This is a genomic window from Rhodoferax sp. BAB1 (genome assembly GCF_013334205.1).
Taxonomy (GTDB): domain Bacteria; phylum Pseudomonadota; class Gammaproteobacteria; order Burkholderiales; family Burkholderiaceae_C; genus Hylemonella.
In genome coordinates, this window is record NZ_CP054424.1 from 1,696,780 (window position 1) to 1,717,403 (window position 20,624).

At 65.4% G+C, this 20,624-nt stretch carries 17 protein-coding genes and 1 riboswitch; of the genes, 13 read left to right on the forward strand and 4 right to left on the reverse strand.

Annotated elements, in window-relative coordinates; all coding sequences use genetic code 11:
- The first annotated feature begins 11 nt into the window (after positions 1–11).
- The gene (locus tag HTY51_RS08090) at positions 12–1,112 is read left to right on the forward strand and encodes an NAD(P)/FAD-dependent oxidoreductase (RefSeq protein WP_174252265.1); all 1,101 of its coding nucleotides are present in this window, start codon (positions 12–14) and stop codon (positions 1,110–1,112) included.
- Positions 1,113–1,208: 96 nt separating this feature from the next.
- Positions 1,209–1,313: riboswitch (TPP riboswitch) on the forward strand.
- A gap of 61 nt (positions 1,314–1,374) precedes the next feature.
- Here HTY51_RS08090 and thiD read toward each other — a convergent pair.
- Positions 1,375–2,226 (reverse strand): bifunctional hydroxymethylpyrimidine kinase/phosphomethylpyrimidine kinase, encoded by an 852-nt coding sequence (gene thiD / locus HTY51_RS08095; protein ID WP_174252266.1) that lies wholly within the window; start codon positions 2,224–2,226, stop codon positions 1,375–1,377.
- 24 nt (positions 2,227–2,250) lie between these two features.
- Between thiD and thiO the strand changes: the two genes are divergently transcribed.
- The 10 genes from thiO to HTY51_RS08145 all read left to right on the forward strand — a co-directional run bounded on the left by thiO (position 2,251) and on the right by HTY51_RS08145 (position 10,495).
- The gene (gene thiO / locus HTY51_RS08100) at positions 2,251–3,351 is read left to right on the forward strand and encodes a glycine oxidase ThiO (protein WP_174252267.1); all 1,101 of its coding nucleotides are present in this window, start codon (positions 2,251–2,253) and stop codon (positions 3,349–3,351) included.
- Positions 3,348–3,545 (forward strand): sulfur carrier protein ThiS, encoded by a 198-nt coding sequence (gene thiS / locus HTY51_RS08105; protein ID WP_174252268.1) that lies wholly within the window; start codon positions 3,348–3,350, stop codon positions 3,543–3,545. Before thiO ends, thiS begins: the two co-directional genes overlap by 4 nt.
- A 3-nt stretch (positions 3,546–3,548) precedes the next feature.
- Entirely contained in the window at positions 3,549–4,346 is a 798-nt protein-coding gene (locus HTY51_RS08110) for a thiazole synthase (RefSeq protein ID WP_174252269.1), read from the forward strand.
- A gap of 3 nt (positions 4,347–4,349) precedes the next feature.
- Complete coding sequence (gene thiE, locus HTY51_RS08115) at positions 4,350–5,237, forward strand: thiamine phosphate synthase (RefSeq protein WP_174252270.1); 888 nt, start codon at positions 4,350–4,352, stop codon at positions 5,235–5,237.
- Between the two features lie 430 nt (positions 5,238–5,667).
- Complete coding sequence (locus HTY51_RS08120; RefSeq protein ID WP_174252271.1) at positions 5,668–7,359, forward strand: COG3014 family protein; 1,692 nt, start codon at positions 5,668–5,670, stop codon at positions 7,357–7,359.
- Positions 7,360–7,379: 20 nt separating this feature from the next.
- A complete protein-coding gene (locus HTY51_RS08125; RefSeq protein WP_174252272.1) occupies positions 7,380–7,766 on the forward strand; it encodes a YcfL family protein in 387 nt (128 codons plus the stop codon).
- Positions 7,767–7,804: 38 nt separating this feature from the next.
- Positions 7,805–8,401, forward strand: coding sequence for a penicillin-binding protein activator LpoB (gene lpoB / locus HTY51_RS08130; RefSeq protein ID WP_174252273.1), 597 nt, complete (start codon positions 7,805–7,807; stop codon positions 8,399–8,401).
- Positions 8,402–8,459: 58 nt separating this feature from the next.
- A complete protein-coding gene (locus tag HTY51_RS08135; RefSeq protein ID WP_174252274.1) occupies positions 8,460–9,332 on the forward strand; it encodes a penicillin-binding protein activator LpoB in 873 nt (290 codons plus the stop codon).
- A 49-nt stretch (positions 9,333–9,381) separates the two neighbouring features.
- Positions 9,382–9,969 carry an outer membrane beta-barrel protein gene (locus tag HTY51_RS08140; protein WP_174252275.1) on the forward strand — a complete coding sequence of 196 codons (588 nt, stop codon included), beginning with the start codon at positions 9,382–9,384 and terminating at the stop codon, positions 9,967–9,969.
- 85 nt (positions 9,970–10,054) lie between these two features.
- Positions 10,055–10,495 carry a hypothetical protein gene (locus HTY51_RS08145; protein WP_174252276.1) on the forward strand — a complete coding sequence of 147 codons (441 nt, stop codon included), beginning with the start codon at positions 10,055–10,057 and terminating at the stop codon, positions 10,493–10,495.
- A 67-nt stretch (positions 10,496–10,562) separates the two neighbouring features.
- Here HTY51_RS08145 and HTY51_RS08150 read toward each other — a convergent pair whose 3' ends face one another.
- From HTY51_RS08150 to purL, 3 genes are all read right to left on the reverse strand, one after another.
- Positions 10,563–11,054, reverse strand: coding sequence for a Crp/Fnr family transcriptional regulator (locus HTY51_RS08150; RefSeq protein ID WP_174252277.1), 492 nt, complete (start codon positions 11,052–11,054; stop codon positions 10,563–10,565).
- Positions 11,055–11,135: 81 nt separating this feature from the next.
- Positions 11,136–12,998, reverse strand: coding sequence for a diguanylate cyclase (locus HTY51_RS08155; RefSeq protein WP_174252278.1), 1,863 nt, complete (start codon positions 12,996–12,998; stop codon positions 11,136–11,138).
- Positions 12,999–13,088: 90 nt separating this feature from the next.
- On the reverse strand, positions 13,089–17,084 hold the full coding sequence (gene purL, locus HTY51_RS08160) for a phosphoribosylformylglycinamidine synthase (protein WP_174252279.1): 3,996 nt from the start codon (positions 17,082–17,084) through the stop codon (positions 13,089–13,091).
- 115 nt (positions 17,085–17,199) lie between these two features.
- Between purL and map the strand changes: the two genes are divergently transcribed.
- Both map and HTY51_RS08170 read left to right on the forward strand, forming a co-directional pair.
- Positions 17,200–18,012 carry a type I methionyl aminopeptidase gene (gene map / locus HTY51_RS08165; protein ID WP_174252280.1) on the forward strand — a complete coding sequence of 271 codons (813 nt, stop codon included), beginning with the start codon at positions 17,200–17,202 and terminating at the stop codon, positions 18,010–18,012.
- 19 nt (positions 18,013–18,031) lie between these two features.
- On the forward strand, positions 18,032–20,623 hold the full coding sequence (locus HTY51_RS08170) for a [protein-PII] uridylyltransferase (RefSeq protein WP_174252281.1): 2,592 nt from the start codon (positions 18,032–18,034) through the stop codon (positions 20,621–20,623).
- Position 20,624 lies beyond the last annotated feature (1 nt).

The following is a 20,624-nucleotide window of genomic DNA, read 5'->3' on the forward strand; positions in this document are numbered from 1 at the left end:
GCCCGCAAAGAATGGACTTCAAACTCAGCTCCGCCGTGATCCAGACCGCCCAGGCCCATGACGGCCCGATCGAAACAGATGCCCTGATCGTCGGTGCCGGCCCAGTCGGCCTGTTCCAGGTTTTCGAACTTGGCCTGCTTGAAATCAAGGCCCATGTGATCGACTCGCTCGCCTACCCCGGCGGCCAGCCCATGGAGCTCTACCCCGACAAGCCGATCTACGACATCCCGGCCGTTCCCGTGTGCACGGGCAAGGAACTGACGGACTCCCTGCTCAAGCAGATCGAGCCCTTCGGCGCGACCTTCCACCTGGGTCAGGAAGTGACCGTCGTGCAAAAGCAGGACGACGGCCGTTTCTTCGTCCAGACCAGCAAGGGCACGCAGTTCCTGACCAAGACCATCTTCATCGCCGCCGGCGTGGGGGCCTTCCAGCCGCGCACACTCAAGGTGGACGGCCTGGACAAGTTCGAAGGCACGCAGCTGCACTACCGCGTGAAGAACCCGGCCGATTTCGCCGGCAAGAACCTGGTCATCGTGGGCGGCGGCGACTCCGCCCTGGACTGGACGCTGAACTTCACCAATGAAGGCCTGAACAAGGCCGAGAGTGTGATCCTGCTGCACCGTCGCGACGGCTTCAAGGCCGCTCCGGCCAGCGTGGCCAAGATGCGCGAGCTGTGCGAGGCCTACGAGATGCAGTTCATCGTCGGCCAGGTCACCGGCTTCGACGAGAAGGACGGCAAGCTCAGCGCCATCAAGGTGACGGGCGGCGACGGTGTGACCCGTGTGGTGCCGCTGGACGTGTTGCTGGTCTTCTTCGGCCTCTCGCCCAAGCTCGGCCCGATCGCCGAATGGGGCCTGCAGATCGAACGCAAGCAGCTCGTGGTGGACACCGAGAAGTTCTCCACCAGCGTGCCCGGCATCTTTGCCGTCGGCGACATCAACACCTACCCCGGCAAGAAGAAGCTCATCCTCTCGGGCTTCCATGAATGCGCACTGGCCGCCTTCGGTGCCATGCCCATCATCTTCCCCGAGAAGAAAGTGCACCTGCAGTACACCACCACCAGTCCCAAGCTGCACAAGGTGCTGGGCGTGGAGACCCCGGTTTTCGACTGACCCGCGTCAAGAAACCGGAAAAGAGATCAGGCCCGCCACCCGGCGGGCTTTTTCTTTGCCCGCCCGGGACTAAAATAGGGCCTGTGTTCCTTCGAGCACATCCGCTAGGGGTGTTGCCGCGGTGCTTACCGCGTCGACTGAGAAAGTCCCTTTGAACCTGATTGAGGTAATGCTCACGCAGGGAAGCAGGCCAGAGACCAGGTCCACGACCACCGGCACCGGCCCCTCCCCCTGCTGCTTTGATATGAAACGCGTGAAAATCTCAGCGTGTCCCCGCCAGGACCCGCATCGCCACCGGCGCATGGCCGTGGTTGAGCGGGCCATGGCCCTGCCCGGTGCGCACGTCCGCCCCTGCGGCGATAGCGCCCAGGATGTAGGCGCGCGCCAGGCGCACGGCCTCTTCCAGCGGATGGCCCAGGGCCAGCTGCGCGGCGATGGCCGAGGACAGGGTGCAGCCCGTGCCGTGCACGTTCTGGCTGGCGATACGCGGCGAACTCAGACGCACGGGCTCGCGCCCCGGTTGCAGGAGCAGGTCCACCACCTCGTCGCCCTGCAGGTGCCCGCCCTTGAGCAGCACATTGGGCGCGCCCAGGGCCAGCAGTTCTTTTGCGGCAGGTTCGAGGCCCGCGATGCCGGCGATCTTGTGCCCCAGCAGCAATTCGGCCTCATCGAGATTGGGCGTGATCACGGTGGCCAGGGGAAAGAGTTCCTGCACCAGCACGGCCACGGTCTCCTCGGCGATCAGGCGGTCACCGCTGGTGGCCACCATCACCGGGTCCAGCACCACGTGCTTGAGCTTGTGCTTTCGGATGGCCTGGGCCACCACGCGCACGATCCCGGGCGCGTGCAACATGCCGATCTTCACGGCGTCGGCGCCGATATCCTCGATCACCGCATCGATCTGCGCGGCCAGGAACTCGGGCGGCACGCCATGGATGCCGCGCACGCCCTGCGTGTTCTGCGCCGTCAGGGCGGTGATGGCCGTCATGCCATAGCAGCCCAGGGCACTGAAGGTCTTGAGGTCGGCCTGGATGCCAGCGCCGCCGCCACTGTCGGAGCCCGCGATGGAGAGCACGCGCGGGTAATGTTTTTCGTTCGTCGTGAGATTCGTCATGTCGAAAATTATCAGGCCTTTTGAATGAACACCAAGACATCAGGACCTGTTTCTGTCGTGCTGGGCGCCGGCCTCATGGGCCGGCTGCTGGCCTGGCAGCTGGCGCGTGCCGGGCATCGCGTCACGGTCTACGAGGCGGGCGGCGCCGACGCGCAGACCTCGCCCGCACGCATCGCCGCCGCCATGCTGGCCCCGCTGGCCGAATCGGCCATCACCGAGCCCAGCGTGGTCGAGATGGGCCGCCATGCGCTGACGCGCTGGCCGCAATTGCTGGCTCAGCTGTCGCAGCCGGTGTTCTTCCAGCAGGAGGGCACGCTGATCCTCTGGCACCGTCAGGACGCGGCCGAGGCGCGCCGTTTTGCCGGCCAGCTGCAGGTCACGAACGAGAAAGTTCCGGCCCTGCCCAAGGTCCAGGCGCTGGACGCGACCGGCGTCAAACAACTCGAACCCAGCCTGGAAAATCGTTTCGCCCAGGGCCTCTACCTGCCGGGCGAAGGCCAGTTGGACAACCGCCAGCTGCTGGCCGCGCTGCTGCACGAGCTGCAGGCCTTGCAGGTGGAGCTGCACTGGAACAGCCCGCGCGCACCGCAGGACTTCCAGCCCGGCACGAGCGGCCAAGCCGACTGGCTGTTCGACTGCCGCGGCCTGGGCGCCAACGCGCAGTGGGGCCAGCTGCGCGGCGTGCGCGGTGAGGTGGCGCGCATCCATGCCCCTGAGGTGTCCCTGAGCCGCCCCACGCGCCTGATCCACCCGCGTTACCCGATCTACATCGCGCCCAAACAAGACCACCTTTTCGTGATCGGCGCCACCGAGATCGAGAGCAACGACCTCTCGCCGCCCAGCGTGCGCTCCACGCTGGAGCTGCTGAGCGCCGCCTACGCCGTGCACCCGGGCTTTGCCGAGGCGCGCATCCTGGAGATCGCCACCCAGTGCCGCCCCACCCTGCCCGACAACCTGCCGGCCATCCGCCAGCTCGGCCCCCGTTGCCTGCAGATCAACGGCCTGTACCGCCACGGTTTCATGATCTCGCCGGCCCTGCTGGACGTGGTGCTGGAGTACGTGCAGGCGCAGACCACTACACTCGCCGCTTCGCTGAACCTGCGCGTCGAAGAAGCAGCCCCATGAAAGTCATCATCAACAAGCACGAACACGAGCTGCCGGCTGGCGCCACGCTGCTCGACGCCATCACGGCCATCGAGGCGAAACCGCCCTTTGCGGCCGCCGTCAACACCCAGTTCGTGCCCAAGACCCAGTACTCGCAACAGCCGCTGCAAGACGGCGACCGCGTCGAAATCATCTCTCCCGTCACCGGCGGATAAGCCATGTCCAATACCTCTGATCCCCTGATCCTCTACGGCGAGACTTTCCACAGCCGCCTGCTGCTGGGCACCTCGCGTTACCCCTCGCCGGCCGTGCTCGAAGCTGCCGTCAAGCTCGCCAAGCCTGCCATGCTGACGGCCTCGCTGCGCCGCCAGGGCGCCGTGCCGCACGAGAGCGGCAACCAATTCTGGGAGCTGCTCAAGGCACTCCAGGTGCCGGTGCTGCCCAACACCGCCGGCTGCCACAGCGTGCAGGAAGTCATCACCACCGCGCAGATGGCACGCGAGGTCTTCGAGACGCCCTGGATCAAGCTGGAGCTGATCGGTGACGACTACACCCTGCAGCCCGACACCCTGAACCTGGTGGACGCGGCCGACCGGCTCATCAAGGACGGCTTCAAGGTGCTGCCCTACACCACCGAAGACCTGGTGCTGTGCCAGCGCCTGGTGGACGTGGGCTGCCAGGCCGTCATGCCCTGGGCCGCGCCCATAGGCACGGGCAAGGGCCCGGTGAACCCCTACGCCATGCGCATGCTGCGCGAGCGCCTCAACGTGCCCATGATCGTCGATGCAGGCCTGGGCAAGCCATCCCACGCCTGCACCGTGATGGAATGGGGTTACGACGGTGTGCTGCTGAACACCGCCGTCGCCCTGGCGCAGGATCCGGTGGCCATGGCCGGTGCCTTTGCCGCCGCCACCCAGGCCGGGCGTGACGCCTGGCGCTCGGGCGCCATGAGCGAGCAGGATGCCGCCCAGCCCTCCACGCCCGTGCTGGGCACACCCTTTTGGCACCACGCCTGATCTATGACGCCTTTGACTCCCGAAGCGCAGGCCATCGTCGCCGCGCACCAGAACCTGGCCCTGCCCCTCGTCGGCGAGCCTGCCCTGAACTACAGCCGCGAAGACGCGGTCTACCGCCACGCCAAACAGGCCTGCCTGGCCCTGGGTTTCATCGAGATCGACGCCGAGTGCCTGGCGCAGGCCTGGCTGGCCATGACACAGCGCACCGGCCGCTTTGATGCCAGCGCCTGGCCCGATGCGCCGGCCGACTTCGGCCTGCGCCCCTGGCCACGCACCGATGCCTTCCCTTCCTGCCCCAAAGCTTTGGGCCTGTATGCCGTGCTGCCCGACGCCCAGTGGGTGGGCCGCGTGGCGCGCGCCGGCGTGCCCACGGTGCAGCTGCGTTTCAAGTCCGACGATGCCACGGCCGTGCAGCGCGAAGTCGAGGCGGCGGTGGAGGCCGTGCGCGGCACGCAGGCTCTGCTCTTCATCAACGACCACTGGCGCCAGGCCATCGCGGCCGGCGCCTACGGCGTGCATCTGGGCCAGGAAGACATGGAGATCGCCGACTTCGCGGCCATCCGTAACGCCGGCCTGCGACTGGGCCTGTCCAGCCACGGTTATGCCGAGATGGTGCGCGCCGACCGCTTGAGCCCCAGCTACATCGCCATGGGCGCGGTCTACCCCACCACGCTCAAGCGCATGGCCACCGCGCCGCAGGGGCCGGGCCGGCTCGCTGCATATGTACGGCTGATGCGTGATGTCCCGGGTGTGGCCATCGGCGGCATCGACGCAAGCCGGCTGGCGGAGGTCAAGGCCAGCGGGGTCGGCTCGGTGGCCGTGGTCCGTGCCATCACCCACGCGCCGGATCTGGCCCGGGCGGCTGACAGCCTGATGAAACAATGGGCCTGAGCTCGCTGCTCGCCTTCTTCAACGTCGCCACGGTCGTCGCCCAAGCCCTGTCCGTGGTCTGGAAGCGAAACGGGTGAAATTTCCGATTTCGTGAATTCGGTCACACAGATCAGCCGCTTTTTGCGGTTAGATTCTGGTGACATCTACACAAGTATTTCAGAGACGGGTGTGAGACAGGGAGGCCATGAAAAAAACCAGCATTCATTTCAGGCTTGGTCCTGAACCGGGCAGCATGGGCTTGCCACGGTGGCTAGTGCGCCGCACCAGCCGGTTCAGCGATGACGTCCCCCCGGGTCGTGACAGCACCGAAGCGCCTGTGCTCTGGCGTGGTTTCGGCCACAAGACCACATCTGTACCCGCATCCCAAGCCCCCATGGCGCTACGCCTGTCTTCCTGAATCCCTAACCACAAGATCAATAACGGAGAATCAATGAACAACCTCAAGGTGCTCGTGCTCGCAGTGATCGGGCTGGCCGTTTCCGGCTGCGCGAACATGAACTACAACAGCAAGCTGACCAATATCTCGACCGGGATTCTGACCGGCAATGTCAAGGCCAGCCTCGATATGCTGGAAGAGAGCGCGGGGGGCCCGGACAAGGTGGCGGCCCCCTCCGACAAGGAAGAAAAAAACACCGACAAGCCCAAGGCCGACTCCCGCAAGGACCTGCTCTTCCATATGGAGGCAGGCCAGCTCAAGCGTCTGGCTGGCAACACGGCTGGCAGTACGGACTCCTGGCTGCTGGCCGACGGTTTCATCAAGACCTGGGAAGACGACCTGAAGCGCGACCCCAGCAAGCTGCTGGGTGATATTGCCTCCCTGACACTGAACGACACCATGCGAACCTACGAGGGGCGTGACTATGAGAAGGTCATGCTCAACGTCGGATTGGCACTCAACCATATTGCGCAGAACGACTGGGACAAGGCCCGCGTCGAAATCCGCAAGATGCACGAGCGTCAGGCCCTGATTGCCGACTACCAGGCCAAGGTGATCGAAAAAGCCAAGGAAGATGCCGAAGGCAAGAAACTCAAGGTCACTTCCTTCAAGGAGCTGGGCGGTTATCCCATCGAGACGCTGGAAGACCCGGAGGTGCAGAAACTCGCGAACTCCTACGAGTCCTCCTTCGGCCACTATCTGGCCGGTTATGTGTACGAGAGCCTGGGCGACACTTCGCTGGCGGCTGCGGGCTACCGCAAAGCCGCAGAGATGATGCCCAATGTCCCGCTGATCGAGGCCGCCCTGCGTGACCTGGACCGCCGCACGGCGCCCCGTGTGGCCCCCCAGGCCCCTGTCGTGACGCCGCCCAAGGCCCAGGCGGGCAAACGTCCGCCCCTGCGCAACGACCGCGCCAGGCGCAACCAGGTCCAGCAGCCGCCCGCGCCCGTCGCTCCTGCGGTCGAGGTGAGCGCGCCCGCCGCGCCCGTCGACAACAACTCGCTGCTGGTGGACACCCTGATCATTGCCGAGATGGGACTGGCACCGGCGGTGGAAACCCAGAAGATCGCCCTCTTGCTGCCGATTCCCTGCCGCAACGGCCTGTGCCCGCAGATGATCGCCCTGTCCTGGCCCGTGGTGCGCCCGGTCACGCCGGCCTATCCCACCAGCGTCAAGATCAATGCCCAGGATGTGCCCCTGACCTTCATGACCAGCATCAACGCCATGTCGCGTCGCGCCATCTACGACGAAATGCCGGCCATCGTGGCCCGGACGTCCATCCGTGCCATCACCAAGGTCGTGGCGCAACAGGCGGTCGATGAAAGCACCAGCCGTGCCGGCGCCGCCCTGGGGCCCTTCGGCAGCCTGATCTCCATCGCGACCAAGGTGGCCGTGGCGGCCACGGAAGTGGCCGATGAGCGCACCTGGCGCACCCTGCCGGATTCCTACTACATTGCCCGTGCCATGCTGCCCCCCGGCAAGCACACGATGTCCGTCAACCTGGGCGGCATCACCCGGCAGTATGAGTTCACGGTCGCGGGCAAGTATGCTGTAACCTCCATGCGGGTGACCGGCAATCAGCTCTATGCCCTGAGCCCTGCCACCACCGTGACGTCCAGCGGGGCGGGGATCGGCCAGAGCGGGGTGACGGCCGTGGCCCGTACCGGCCTGGAAGCCTTAAAGTAAAGCCTTTGAAGGAAACGACGATGAAAAAATTCATTCTCATGATCGCTGGCGCAGTGCTGGCGAGTGCCAGCCTGATGAGCCAGGCCCAGCAGGCCGACACCATCGAGTCCAAGATCGAGCAGATGGGGACACCCAAGTACCTCAAGGTCACGGCCTTGAGCGCCCGCACCAGGAACAAGCAGCTCGTCCTGAATTTCACCATCAGGAATACGGACGATCGCGACAACAACGCCTACTACCGCGTGCGCTGGCTGGACGAGTCCGGCGATCGTGTCTGGGACGATGAGCCCTGGAAGCCGATGCTGTTCCACGGCAACCAGAATGTCCAGGTCCGTGCCGTGGCGCCGACCACCAAGGCCAAGGACTTCATGATCGAGTTCAGCGCCGAAGCAAACCGCCGAAACTGATTTTCTCCACTGTATTACCCCAAGACACGAGGTCTCCCATGAACCGGATTTTCAAGCTTGTCAGTTCCCTGTTTTTCGCCGCACTGCTCTTCGGTTGTGCTGCAACGACCCCGACCGTTGGAGGTTCCGTCTCCTACGGCAACGCGACCGACGTCGAACAGGTGACCAGTGATTTCGGATCGACCGATCTGCAGCTGATGGCCGAAAAGATGGCCCGCTCGCTGTCTGAATTCTCGGCCGAGAGTTATAAGGACAAGCCGCTGGTGACCGTGGCCAACGTCAAGAACAAGACCAACGAGTACATCGACACGCGTTCGATCACCGACTCCATCAAGACCCAGATCCTGAAGAGCCGCGCACTGCGTTTTGCCGTTGACATTGCCGACATGCAGAACCAGACCGACGAACTGACCCGCCAGAACAACAGCGGGCTGTACAAGCGCTCTTCCACCGCCAGGGTGGGCCAGATGCAGGCCGCCAAATACCGTGTCGAGGGCACGCTGACCTCCATCGTCAAGCGCAACAGCAGCCTGAAGGACGTCTATTACAAGTTCACCCTGCAGATGACCGACGTCGAGTCGGGCGAAGTGGTCTGGATGGACGAGAAGGAAATCCGCAAGGTGGCGCAGCGCTGAGCGCCGGCAGCGTTGCCTGCCTTGCAGCAGAGAAGAACACTTACCGTCAAGGTTGCCCATGATGATTCCACGTATTCAACAGAACCTGCTCAGAACGACCTGTCTGGCTGGCCTCTCTCTTCTTCTGGCGACCCAACCCGTTTGGGCCCAGGACAGCAGCAGGCGAGTCGAGAGCCGGGCGACGGCCAGCAAGTCCAGCACGCAAAACCTGCCCAGGGTGGCCGTCACCGACCTCTCCTACGAGGAAAAGGTCTCGCAGCATTTCATCAAGTACGACCGCAGCAGCAGCAGCTCTGCCTCGCAGGGTGCCAGCGGCGGGCCCGGCGGCTATTCCGGCAACAGCCAGATGCAGGCCCAGACCAATGAGCGGCTGGAAACAGGAACGGAAACCCTGATCGATCGCGGCGAACTGCGCAAGTTCACCGGCGACGTCAAGGGCGAGATCATCAAGTCGCGCAAGTTTCGCCTGACGCAGGGCCGCCCCTGGCTCAAGAAGGATACCGACACCCTGTACGACATCATCGCGCGCATCAAGGATGGCTACTATCCCAACGCGGATTACGTCATGTTCGGCACGGTCACATCGGTTGATGCCCGCAAGGAAGCCAGCCCGATCCAGGGCTCCAGCGCCGTCAACCATGTCCTCGCGTTTGAACTGCTGGTCGAGTTTTCGGTGATCAACACCAAGACCTATGAAATCATCGCCGCCTTCTCTGCGCGTGGCGAGGGCTCGGACGCCCGGCTGGTCAGCGGCCACGGCGGCGGCTCCTACACCCTGAGCCGCAGCAAGGCCCTGGGCGAGATGTCGCGCTCCCTGGGCCAGGCGGCGGCGGCCGAACTGGTCTCCCAGCTGGATCAGCCCGACGCTACGGAAACCAAGGCGACGGTCCGCAAAGAAGAGCAAGAGGAAAAAGTCATCAACTTCCGCTGAGGCGATGGCTGGCCTGCACCCCATTTTTTAAAACCAGACGAGATTCACCATGAATAAAACCAAACTTCTGATCACCTGCCTGAGTCTGGGCGTGGCCTCGATCGCAGCCGCAGCGGATGAGAGCACCCGCAAGGTCTACACACCCGGCGCCTCCAGTGAGCCGTCCAACGTGTACATCGGCTTCAGCCTCGGCCAGAGCCGCTCCAAGCTGACGACCACACTCAGCAGCAACAATGACCTGGCCTACGGTCTGATGGCCGGCTACCGATTCAACCGGAACTTCTCCGCCGAAGTGGCCTATGTCGACCTGGGCGAGGTCTCCACCAACGGAACTGTCAAGGGCACGACGGACAGCGTCAGCATCGCCGGTCTCGGTTCGCTGGCCATGAGCAACAGCACGTCCGTCTTCGGCAAGTTTGGCGTGGCACAAACCAAGACCAGCTGGTCGGCAGCACCTGCTGCGGGTGTTGCCACATCGCAGAAAAAGACGGGCCTGCTGGTCGGCACCGGCCTGATGTTCGACGTTGCCAGGAACACCGAACTACGGTTGTCCTACGATCGTTATTTCGTCGGTTCGGACGATCCGGCGACAGGCAATGCCCAGGTCCTGTCCCTGGCCGCCGCGTTCCGCTTCTGAGGCGCCGCACAGCCGGCAGGAATCGCCCCCCCCGAGTCGCTTGCGGGTGACTCGGGGCTCCGCATGCAAACACCTGGATCGAGCCATGCCACACGACGATAGGTCCGTCCATTTCAGCCGCCTGCCCCTGGGGCCTGCCTGTCTTCTGCTTGCCGTGTCCTTGTTGATGCTCTCGCCGCTTCAGGCCAGCGCCAAAGAACCGACTTACGAGGACACGCTGGTCTTTATCGAAGGCAACGCCCGTTACCCGCTGGTGGAACGTGATCGCCGCTGCGAATTCATGTACCGGGACAACTTCAGGTTTTCAGCCAGGGAATTGAACCCCATCCCGGTCGTCAATGGATGGGGGGCCCTGTTCAAATGCACACAGGCCAAAAAGTGCATCGATCCGCGCAACTCCGGCACGCTGCAGGGCGAGATCACCATCGAAGCCAAGGACATCAACAAGGCGGACAAGGTGGCGCGCGCGGTGGCCCACCTGATCCAGCTCTGTGGTGGCGCCAAGGCCAAGCCGGATCTGTTCTGACTGAGCAGCACACGGATGCGCCGGTGATTTGGGTGACCGGCAGATCCGTCGCCTGAGCGTCCGGGTTTCAGGTCACGGTGATACGCCGGCTGACGTCGACCATGCGCAAGGCCACGATGGCACCCAGCGCCATGGCGAGTGAAAGCGCCACCGTGGGGTGCTTCTTGCCCAGGGCCTCGAAATCCTCCGGGCTCATGGCCCAGACCTTGCAACTGCTGTAGGCGACCACCGTGGCGCTGCGCGGCAGGCGCGAGAAGAAGCTGCCCTCGCCCACCACGGTACCCGGCCCCAGGATGGCCAGTTGCATCAGGCCGCTGGCGGTCTTGACGTCCACCTTGAGGTTGCCGGACTCCAGGAAGTAGAGGTTGCGGTCCTGCGCGCCCTGCGAGATCAGCAGGTGGCCTCGCTCGTACTGGTGCGGGCGCAGGTGATCCGCCACGATGTACCAGGACTGCGCCCCCAGATGCTTGGCGAGCACGCCATCCTCGGTATTGCGCGCGATGGCCGTGATGAGGCCGTTGACAGCACTGTTCTGCGCTAGCGGATTGAAGGTATTCATCGGGCGCCCTTTCGAGGTCGGGTCAGCCCCCCGGCAGACCTGTCTCCTGCGCTGCAGTATGTCGGGCCCGCTACGGGGCTGTCAAGCGGGCTTGTCCGCGAACTCGACGCGGTTGCGGCCGCCATCCTTGGCCTGGTAGAGCGCCAGGTCGGCACGCGACAGCACGGCGTCGGCCGACAGGTCCTCGTCCATGATGGAGGCAATGCCGATGCTGACCGTGATACCGACCTCCTGGCGTCCGAAACTCATGGGATGCTCGGCCAGCTTGTCGCAGATACGCTCGGCAAAACCCTGGGCGGCCTGCAGACCGCTGCCTGGCAGGATGACGGCAAATTCCTCACCGCCCATGCGGCCGGCGGTGTCGGTGGCACGCAGTTCGTGACGCAGCAGGTTGGCAAAATGGCGCAGCAGGCTGTCGCCGGCGGCATGGCCGTACTGGTCGTTGACGCGCTTGAAATGGTCGAGGTCCAGCATCAGCACGCAGGCTTCGCGCGTGGTGCGGCGGCGCACCCGCTCCAGTTCATCCTCCAGCCGATGCAGGAAATGGCGCCGGTTGGGCAAGCCGGTGAGGGCATCGGTACTGGCCTGCTCACGCAGGTCCGCCTCCATCTTCTTGCGCTCGGTGATATCGATGCGGCTGCCGACGATATAACCGCCCGGCGTGCGATGTTCACTGAACAGCAGCCAATGACCGTTGTCCAGTGGCAGTTCATGCGACTTGCCGTCGGGAAACCTGTGCCGCAGTGTCCGCTCTGCCACCCATTGTTCTTCCCTTCCCTTCGCCTCCACGAAGATGCCGCGCTCGACACCAGCCCGGGTGATCTCTTCGAAGGTCTTGCCAGGAACGATCACGTCCTGGAGAGTGCTGTAGAGGTTCAGCACCGCCTGGTTACGCATCACCAGCCGGTCGTTCGCGTCATAGATGATGATCCCCGCCGACAGGCTGTCGATCGCTTCCTGGAGCAATTCATGCGCCTGCAGGGCCTCCCGCTGCGCGTCCAGCCGCAGGCGTTCGATGCGGTTCACCCGCCACAGCGCAAACCCCAGCGCCAGCGTCATGAGCAGCAGGCCGGACACCACGATCACGGCGTTGCGGCGCCAGTCGGCCAGGGCGCCGCGCTCGGCCAGCCCGACCACCAGATAGAAGGGGTAGCTGTCGAGCTTGCGAAAACCATAGAGGCGGTACTCGCCGTCGGTCACGGCCCGGAAACGGTCGCGACCGCCCACCTCGCCGGCGTCGATGCGCTGCTGGATGACATTGCGCACGGGCTTGTTGAGCTCGCCTTCGATGTTCGGATGACGGATGACCAGCTTGTGGTCGTCGCTGCGTCGCATGAAAATCACGCTGCCGACCGGGATCTGCAACTGCCCGAAGCCCCGGGCAATCTGTTCCAGGTTCAGGGTGGCGGTCAGCACCGCCTGCAGCCGTCCGCCGGCATCGCGCACGGGCACATAAACCGCGACCGATTGCTGGCCGGTGACGATGCCGCGTATCGAGTCGGAAAAGGCGATGGTCGCCTGCGGGTCGCGCTTGAGCAACTGGAACCCGGCCCGCATGGCGATGCTGCGGCGCTGTGAGGCTGGCGTCATCGACGTTGTGTCGTAGAGAAAGTCACCCTCGCCATCCCAGACGAAATAGGCCCCAACTTCGGGGAAATTGCGGGTATACGACTGCAGGGTGGCTTCGAGTTGTGCGCGGTAACGCGGTACGGCCTGCCGGTTCAGCGCTGCCGCTGGCAGTTGGGCCGCGATGCTGTACAGATTGGCATCGATGCGCCGCAAGGTGGCCGTGAACTGGCCATGAAGCGCCCCGGCCAGGTTGTCGGCATTGTCGATGGCGCGGTTGACCGCCGCGCCATGACTCTGGTACAGCAACCAGCCCAGCATCAGGGCAAGCACGAGCACGCCTGAGACCAGGATCCGTAGCAGGGATCGATGATTCATGGTGGTGCGGGGCTTCGAACGACGTCCTGTGGCAAGCTTAACTGATAAACCCCTGAGGGCATAGGCCCGGACGCCGCCGCCAGGCGGCTCTCAGCCCACCCAGCGCCGCGCGTTGCGCCAGATCTGCATCCAGGGGCTGGGCTGACTCTGGTCCAGCGGCGTCCAGCTCATCTGGATGTTGCGGAACACCCGCTCGGGGTGCGGCATCATGGCCGTGAAACGGCCGTCGGCCGTGGTCACCGCGGTCAGGCCGCCGGCACTGCCGTTCGGGTTGAACGGGTAGGTATCGGTAGCCGCGCCGCTGTTGTCGACGAAACGCATGGCGGCGATGGCCTTGCCGGCATCACCGCGATAGGCGAAGTTGGCGTAACCCTCGCCGTGTGCCACGGCGATCGGCAGGCGGCTGCCGGCCATGCCCTGCAGGAACAGGCTGGGCGAATCGAGCACCTCCACCAGGGACAGGCGCGCCTCGAAGCGCTCGCTGCGGTTGGTGGTGAAACGCGGCCAGTCCTGCGCACCGGGAATGATGTCGGCCAGTTCGGCAAACATCTGGCAGCCATTGCACACGCCCAGGCCGAAGGTGTCGGTACGGGCAAAGAAGGCCTGGAACTGCTCGGACAGCCCCTTGTTGAAGGTGATGGAACGCGCCCAGCCGATGCCGGCCCCCAGCGTGTCGCCATAGCTGAAGCCGCCACAGGCCACCACGCCCTTGAAGTCTTTCAGGTTCGCACGTCCGCTCTGCAGGTCGGTCATGTGCACGTCATAGGCATCGAAGCCGGCCTCGGTGAAGGCGTAGGCCATCTCCACGTGCGAGTTCACGCCCTGCTCGCGCAGCACGGCCACTTTCGGCCGGCTGGTGAGCAACGCTGGTGCGAGACCTTGTGCCGGATCAAAGCTCAAATGCACGTGCAGGCCCGGATCGTTGGGCGCACCGGCGGCGGCGTGTTCCTGGTCGGCGCAGGCCGTGTTGTCACGCTGCTGGTTGATCTTCCAGCTCACGCTGTCCCAGACCTGGTGCAGGTCGAAAAGTTTGGCAGAGAACACGGCCTTGGCATCGCGCCAGACCTGCAGTTCGCCCACACCCGCGGCAACCGTTCCACCGGCTGGCCGGGTCTTGCCGATCACGTGGCTGTGTCTGGACAGACCGTGTTCGCGCAGCACCTGCATCACGGCGTCGCGGTCTTCGCTCTTCACCTGCAGCAGCACGCCCAGTTCCTCGTTGAACAGGGCCTTGAGCGTGAGTTCCTCGCGGCGCGCGCCGACCTGGGCCGCCCAGTTCTTGCTGTCGCCGGTGTCCATGCGGCTGTCGGAAATGCCATCGCCTTCGGTGACCAGCATGTCCACATTCAGGGCCACACCCACGTGGCCGGCAAAGGCCATCTCGGCCGCCGCGGCCAGCAGGCCGCCGTCGCTGCGGTCGTGGTAGGCCAGGATCCTGCCCTGGGCACGCAGGATGTTGACGGCTTTGATCAGCTGGATCAGGTCCTGCGGGTCGTCCAGGTCCGGCACGGTGTCACCGCTCTGGTTCAGGGTCTGCGCCAGGATGGAGCCGGCCATGCGGTTCTGGCCCTTGCCCAGATCGACCAGCAGCAGCGTGGTGTCGGCCGTGTTGTCCAGCTGCGGGGTCAGTGTGCCGCGCACGTCGCCCAGCGTGGCAAAGGCACTGACGATCAGCGAAACCGGCGAGGTGACCTTTTTCTTCTCGTTGCCATCGCTCCACTGCGTGCGCATGGACAGGCTGTCCTTGCCCACGGGGATGGAGATGCCCAGCGCCGGGCACAGCTCCATGCCCACGGCCTGCACGGTGGCATACAGCGCGGCGTCCTCACCAGGCTCGCCACAGGCGGCCATCCAGTTGGCCGAGAGCTTGACGCGCGACAGTTCGATGGGTGCGGCCAGCAGGTTGGTGATGGCCTCGGCCACGGCCATGCGGCCCGAGGCGGGTGCATCGAGCGCGGCCAGCGGAGTGCGTTCGCCCATGCTCATGGCCTCGCCCTTGAAGCCGGCGTAGTCGGCCAGGGTCACGGCCACGTCGGCCACCGGCACCTGCCAGGGGCCGACCATCTGGTCGCGGTGCGTGAGGCCACCCACGGTGCGGTCGCCGATGGTGATCAGAAAGCGCTTGGAGGCCACGGTGGGGTGGCTCAGCACGTCGATCACGGCTTTTTGCAACTCCACGCCCGTGAGGTCCAGCGCCTTGAAGCTGCGCGCAATCGTCTTGACGTCGCGGTGCATCCTGGGCGGTTTGCCCAGCAGCACGTTCATGGGCATGTCGACGGGGGATTCAGCGCCCGCGTCGGCCAGCACCAGCTGGCGCTCTTCGGTGGCCACGCCGACCACGGCAAAGGGGCAACGCTCGCGTTCGCAGAAAGACCTGAACTGTTCCAGCGACTCGGGCGCAATGGCCATTACATAACGTTCCTGGCTCTCGTTGCTCCAGATTTCCTTCGGTGCCAGGCCCGACTCTTCGAGCGGCACGGCACGCAGGTCGAAACGCGCACCACGGCCGGCATCGTTGCTCAGTTCGGGGAAGGCGTTGGACAGGCCGCCGGCACCCACGTCGTGGATGGCCAGGATGGGGTTTTTGTCACCCTGGGCCCAGCAGTGGTTGATGACCTCCTGGGCGCGGCGCTCGATCTCGGGGTTGCCGCGCTGCACCGAATCAAAGTCCAGCTCGGCCGCGTTGGCGCCGGTGGCCATGGAACTGGCCGCACCGCCGCCCATGCCGATGCGCATGCCCGGTCCGCCCAGCTGGATCAGCAGGGTGCCGGCAGGGAATTCGATCTTCTTCGTCTGGTCCGCGTCGATGACACCGACACCGCCGGCGATCATGATGGGCTTGTGGTAGGCGCGCTGCACCGTGTCCACGTTGCTGGCGACGGTCTGCTCGTACTCGCGGAAATAACCGGCCAGGTTGGGACGGCCGAACTCGTTGTTGAAGGCCGCACCCCCCAGCGGGCCCTCGGTCATGATCTGTAGCGGGCTGGCGATGTGCTCGGGCTTGCCGCCCGGCTGGTCCGACCAGCCGCCCCACAACTTGGAGACGGTGAAGCCGGTCAGGCCGGCCTTGGGCTTGGAGCCACGGCCGGTGGCGCCCTCGTCCCGGATCTCGCCGCCGGCACCGGTGGAAGCGCCGGGGAAGGGAGAAATGGCGGTCGGGTGGTTGTGCGTCTCGACCTTCATCAGCACGTGATTCACGGCGTCGGTCTTCTGGTAATTCGGCGCCGCGCCTGGCCCCATGCGGGCCACGAAGCGCTCGACGCTATTGCCTTCCATGATGGAGGCATTGTCCGAATAGGCCACCACCGTGTGCTGAGGGGCGAGCTGGTGCGTGTTGCGGATCATGCCGAACATGCTGCGCGTCTGGCGCACGCCATCGATGCTGAAATCGGCGTTGAAGATTTTGTGGCGGCAATGTTCGCTGTTGGCCTGGGCGAACATCATGAGCTCGACGTCGGTCGGGTTGCGCTTCAGGTCCTTGAAGGCCTTCTCCAGGTACTCGATCTCGTCCTCGGCCAGGGCCAGGCCGAACTGCACATTGGCCTGCTCCAGCGCGGCACGGCCCCCGCCCAGGACGTCCACGTGTTCCATGGGGGCCGGGTGCAGTTCGGTGAACAGGGCGCAGGCCTCGGCACGGGTGGCCACGGCGCTTTCGGTCATGCGGTCGTGCAGCAGCGCGGCGACCTGGCCCAGCTGTTCCGGCGTCAGGGCCGGCTTGCCCAGCAGGCCGGGTTTGAGCGTCAGGCGGTACTCGACCACGCGCTCCACGCGGTGCACGGCCAGGCCGCAGTTGTGGGCGATGTCGGTGGCCTTGGAGGCCCAGGGCGAGACCGTGCCCAGGCGCGGCGCCACCACCACCAGCGGGCCCTCGACCGGGCCGGCGTAGGGGTCGCCGTAGCTCAGCAGGGCGGCCAGTTGCTGCTTCAGTTCGGCCGCCGGCTCGGCATCACAGGCCACCAGATGCACATAACGCGCGGCGATGCCGCTGATCCTGTCGTGGATGGCCTGCAGACGGGGCAGGAGCTGCTGGACGCGAAAGGGGCTGAGGGCGCTGCCGCCTTCGAAAGAGGAGATGTGCAGGGTCACGGGGGTGGCCTAGAGGGAGGAAGATCCGGGGGGAAAGGCCAAATTTTACTTCCACCCCAGCCCGGATCAGGCCGTAACCGGCATGAAACCGCCGCGGATGGGATAATTCCGCCCCATGACGATCACCTACAAAGACGAAGCCGGAATCGCCGGCATGCGCCTGGCCTGCCGGCTGGCGGCCGAAGTGCTGGACTACCTGACCCCCCACGTGAAACCCGGCATCACCACCGGCGAGATCGACCGCCTGGCGGCCGAATGCATGAAAGCCCAGGGCACGACCTCCGCCACCCTGGGTTACCAGCCCCCGGGTTATCCGCCCTTCCCGGCCTCGCTGTGCACCTCGATCAACCATGTGGTCTGCCACGGCATCCCCGGCGACAAGGTGCTCAAGAAAGGCGACATCGTCAACATCGACGTCACCGTCATCAAGGATGGCTGGTTCGGCGACACCAGCCGCATGTTCATCGTCGGCGACGCTTCCATTGCCGCCAAACGCCTGTGCTCCTTCACCTACGAGGCCATGTGGCACGGCATCGAGCAGGTCAAGCCCGGCGCCCACCTGGGCGACATCGGCTGGGCCATCCAGAAATTTGCCGAAAGCAACGGTTTTTCCGTGGTGCGCGAGTTCTGCGGCCATGGCATCGGCCAGGTCTTCCACGAGGAGCCGCAGGTGCTGCACTACGGCAAGCCCGGCACGCTGGACGAACTCGTCCCCGGCATGACCTTCACCATCGAGCCCATGATCAATGCCGGCCGCCGCGACATCAAGGAGCTGGGCGACGGCTGGACCATCGTCACCAAGGACCACTCGCTCTCGGCCCAGTGGGAACACACGGTGCTGGTCACGCCCACCGGCTACGAGGTGCTGACGCTGTCAGCCGGCAGCCCGCCGCCGCCGGCCTTCGTGAAAACCGCAGCCCTGGCCTGATTCCTGCATCCTCGTCGCCATGCTAGCGACCCCCCAAATGCTCAGGGAGCAGTACCGCTCCCGCAAGGCCGAACTGCTGCGCAACGTCAGCGACAGCGGTGCATCCACCCGTGGCGTGCACGCCGCCCTGCGCCAGCTCACGCGCCTGGCCGACGACACGCTCAAGACCCTCTGGCAACAGGCGGGCTACGGCCCCGGTCCGGCGCTGGTCGCTGTCGGCGGCTTCGGCCGCGGTGAGCTGTTCCCCTACTCGGACATCGACGTATTGCTGCTGCTGCCCGAAGGTCAGTCACCCGACAGCGACGAGGCACTGCGCCAGCGCATCGAGACCTTCATCAGCAGCTGCTGGGACGCCGGCCTGGAAATCGGCTCCAGCGTGCGCACGGTCGACGACTGCCTGGCCGAGGCGGCCAAGGACGTCACGGTGCAGACGGCGCTGCTGGAGTCGCGCCTGATCTGCGGCAACGCGGCCCTGTTCAAGGATTTCCGCTGGCGCTTTCGCCAGGCGCTGGACGCGCGCGCCTTCTTCGTCGCCAAGACGCTGGAGATGCAGCAGCGCCACAGCAAGTTCGAGGACACGCCCTACGCGCTGGAGCCCAACTGCAAGGAATCCCCCGGCGGCCTGCGCGACCTGCAGATCATCCTCTGGGTGGCGCAGGCGGCCGGCTACGGCAAGTCCTGGGACGAGCTGGCCCGCACCGGCCTGGCCACGCCCTTCGAGGTGCGCCAGCTCAAGCGCAACGAGGCCATGCTGGAGCTCATCCGCCTGCGCCTGCACCTGGTGGCCGGCCGGCGCGAAGACCGCCTGGTGTTCGACCTGCAGACCGCCGTGGCCAACAGCTTCGGCTACAGCTCGGACCAGATGGAGGTCAAGACCCGGGTGCGCGCCAGCGAAGCGCTGATGCGCCACTACTACTGGGCCGCCAAGGCCGTCACCCAGCTCAACCAGATCCTGCTGCTCAACATCGAGGAGCGGCTCAACCCGCGCACCCAGGCGCCGCGCGCCATCAACGAGCGTTTCCTGGACAAGGGCGGCCTGATCGAAGTCGCCAGCGACGACCTCTACCAGCGCGAACCGCACGCCATCCTGGAGACTTTCCTGGTCTACCAGACCACCGAGGGTGCCAAGGGCCTGTCGGCGCGCACCCTGCGCGCGCTGTACAACGCGCGCGGCCTGATGACGGCCAAATTCCGGCGGGACCCGGTGAACCGGCGGACCTTCATGGACATCCTGCAGCAGCCGCACGGCATCACGCACGCCATGCGCCTGATGAACCAGACCTCGGTGCTGGGGCGCTACCTCTGGATCTTCCGGCGCATCGTCGGCCAGATGCAGCACGACCTGTTCCACGTCTACACGGTGGACCAGCACATCCTGATGGTGCTGCGCAATGTGCGGCGCTTCTTCCTGGCCGAGCACGCGCACGAATACCCCTTCTGCTCGCAGCTGGGCGCCGGCTGGGACAAGCCCTGGATCCTCTACGCGGCCGCGCTTTTCCACGACATCGCCAAGGGCCGCGGCGGCGACCACTCCGACCTGGGCGCTGCCGAAGTGCGGCGCTTTGCCAGCCAGCACGGCATCAGCCGCGAGGACGCGCGCCTGATCGAGTTCCTGGTGCGCGAGCACCTGTCCATGAGTCGCATCGCGCAGAAGTCCGACCTGAGCGACCCCGACGTCATTGCCGCCTTTGCCAGACAGGTCGGCAACGAGCGTTACCTGACCGCCCTGTACCTGCTGACGGTGGCCGACATCCGCGGCACCAGCCCAAAGGTCTGGAACGCCTGGAAAGGCAAGCTGCTGGAAGACCTGTACCGCTACACCCTGCGCACCCTGGGCGGCCACGCGCCTTCGCCGGACGCCGAGGTCGAGGCGCACAAGCGCGAGGCCCTGGTCCAGCTGGCCCTGCACAGCCTGCCGTTTGAGGCGCACAAAAAGCTGTGGGACACGCTGGACGTGAGTTATTTCATGCGCCACGATGCCGACGACATCGCCTGGCACACCCGTCACATCTCCCGCTTTGTCGGCACCGACCAGCCCATCGTGCGTGCGCGCCGCTCGCCCGCGGGCGAGGGCCTGCAGGTGCTGGTCTACACCCCGGACCAGCCCGATCTGTTCGCGCGCATCTGCGGTTATTTCGACCAGGGCGGCTTCAGCATCCTGGACGCGCGCATCCACACGGCACGCAACGGCTACGCGCTCGACACCTTCCAGGTGGTCTCGCCCGGCCTGCACGACCATTACCGCGAGATGAGCAGCATGGTCGAGTCCGAACTGGCGCGCGCCATCGCCGAGGCCTCCCCCCTGCCCGAACCCAGCCGCGGCCGCCTCTCGCGCCGCGTCAAGAGTTTCCCCGTCACGCCGCGTGTCAGCCTCAAGCCCGACGAGAAGGCACAACGCTGGCTGCTCAGCATCTCGGCCAGCGACCAGACCGGCCTGCTCTACAAGGTGGCGCGTGTGCTGGCGCGATACCGCATCAACCTGCAGCTGGCCAAGGTCAACACCCTGGGCGAGCGTGTGGACGACACCTTCCTGATCAGCGGCGACGCCTTGCAGAACAACCGCGCCCAGATCGCCATCGAGACCGAGCTGCTGGACGTGCTGGCGTCCTGAC

Bases quoted from the DNA above. Each gene is read 5' to 3' on its own strand.
- HTY51_RS08090 (WP_174252265.1), top strand. From the start codon at position 12: ATGGACTTCAAACTCAGCTCCGCCGTGATCCAGACCGCCCAGGCCCAT.
- thiD (WP_174252266.1), bottom strand. From the start codon at position 2,226: ATGACGAATCTCACGACGAACGAAAAACATTACCCGCGCGTGCTCTCC.
- thiO (WP_174252267.1), top strand. From the start codon at position 2,251: ATGAACACCAAGACATCAGGACCTGTTTCTGTCGTGCTGGGCGCCGGC.
- thiS (WP_174252268.1), top strand. From the start codon at position 3,348: ATGAAAGTCATCATCAACAAGCACGAACACGAGCTGCCGGCTGGCGCC.
- HTY51_RS08110 (WP_174252269.1), top strand. From the start codon at position 3,549: ATGTCCAATACCTCTGATCCCCTGATCCTCTACGGCGAGACTTTCCAC.
- thiE (WP_174252270.1), top strand. From the start codon at position 4,350: ATGACGCCTTTGACTCCCGAAGCGCAGGCCATCGTCGCCGCGCACCAG.
- HTY51_RS08120 (WP_174252271.1), top strand. From the start codon at position 5,668: ATGAACAACCTCAAGGTGCTCGTGCTCGCAGTGATCGGGCTGGCCGTT.
- HTY51_RS08125 (WP_174252272.1), top strand. From the start codon at position 7,380: ATGAAAAAATTCATTCTCATGATCGCTGGCGCAGTGCTGGCGAGTGCC.
- lpoB (WP_174252273.1), top strand. From the start codon at position 7,805: ATGAACCGGATTTTCAAGCTTGTCAGTTCCCTGTTTTTCGCCGCACTG.
- HTY51_RS08135 (WP_174252274.1), top strand. From the start codon at position 8,460: ATGATGATTCCACGTATTCAACAGAACCTGCTCAGAACGACCTGTCTG.
- HTY51_RS08140 (WP_174252275.1), top strand. From the start codon at position 9,382: ATGAATAAAACCAAACTTCTGATCACCTGCCTGAGTCTGGGCGTGGCC.
- HTY51_RS08145 (WP_174252276.1), top strand. From the start codon at position 10,055: ATGCCACACGACGATAGGTCCGTCCATTTCAGCCGCCTGCCCCTGGGG.
- HTY51_RS08150 (WP_174252277.1), bottom strand. From the start codon at position 11,054: ATGAATACCTTCAATCCGCTAGCGCAGAACAGTGCTGTCAACGGCCTC.
- HTY51_RS08155 (WP_174252278.1), bottom strand. From the start codon at position 12,998: ATGAATCATCGATCCCTGCTACGGATCCTGGTCTCAGGCGTGCTCGTG.
- map (WP_174252280.1), top strand. From the start codon at position 17,200: ATGACGATCACCTACAAAGACGAAGCCGGAATCGCCGGCATGCGCCTG.
- HTY51_RS08170 (WP_174252281.1), top strand. From the start codon at position 18,032: ATGCTAGCGACCCCCCAAATGCTCAGGGAGCAGTACCGCTCCCGCAAG.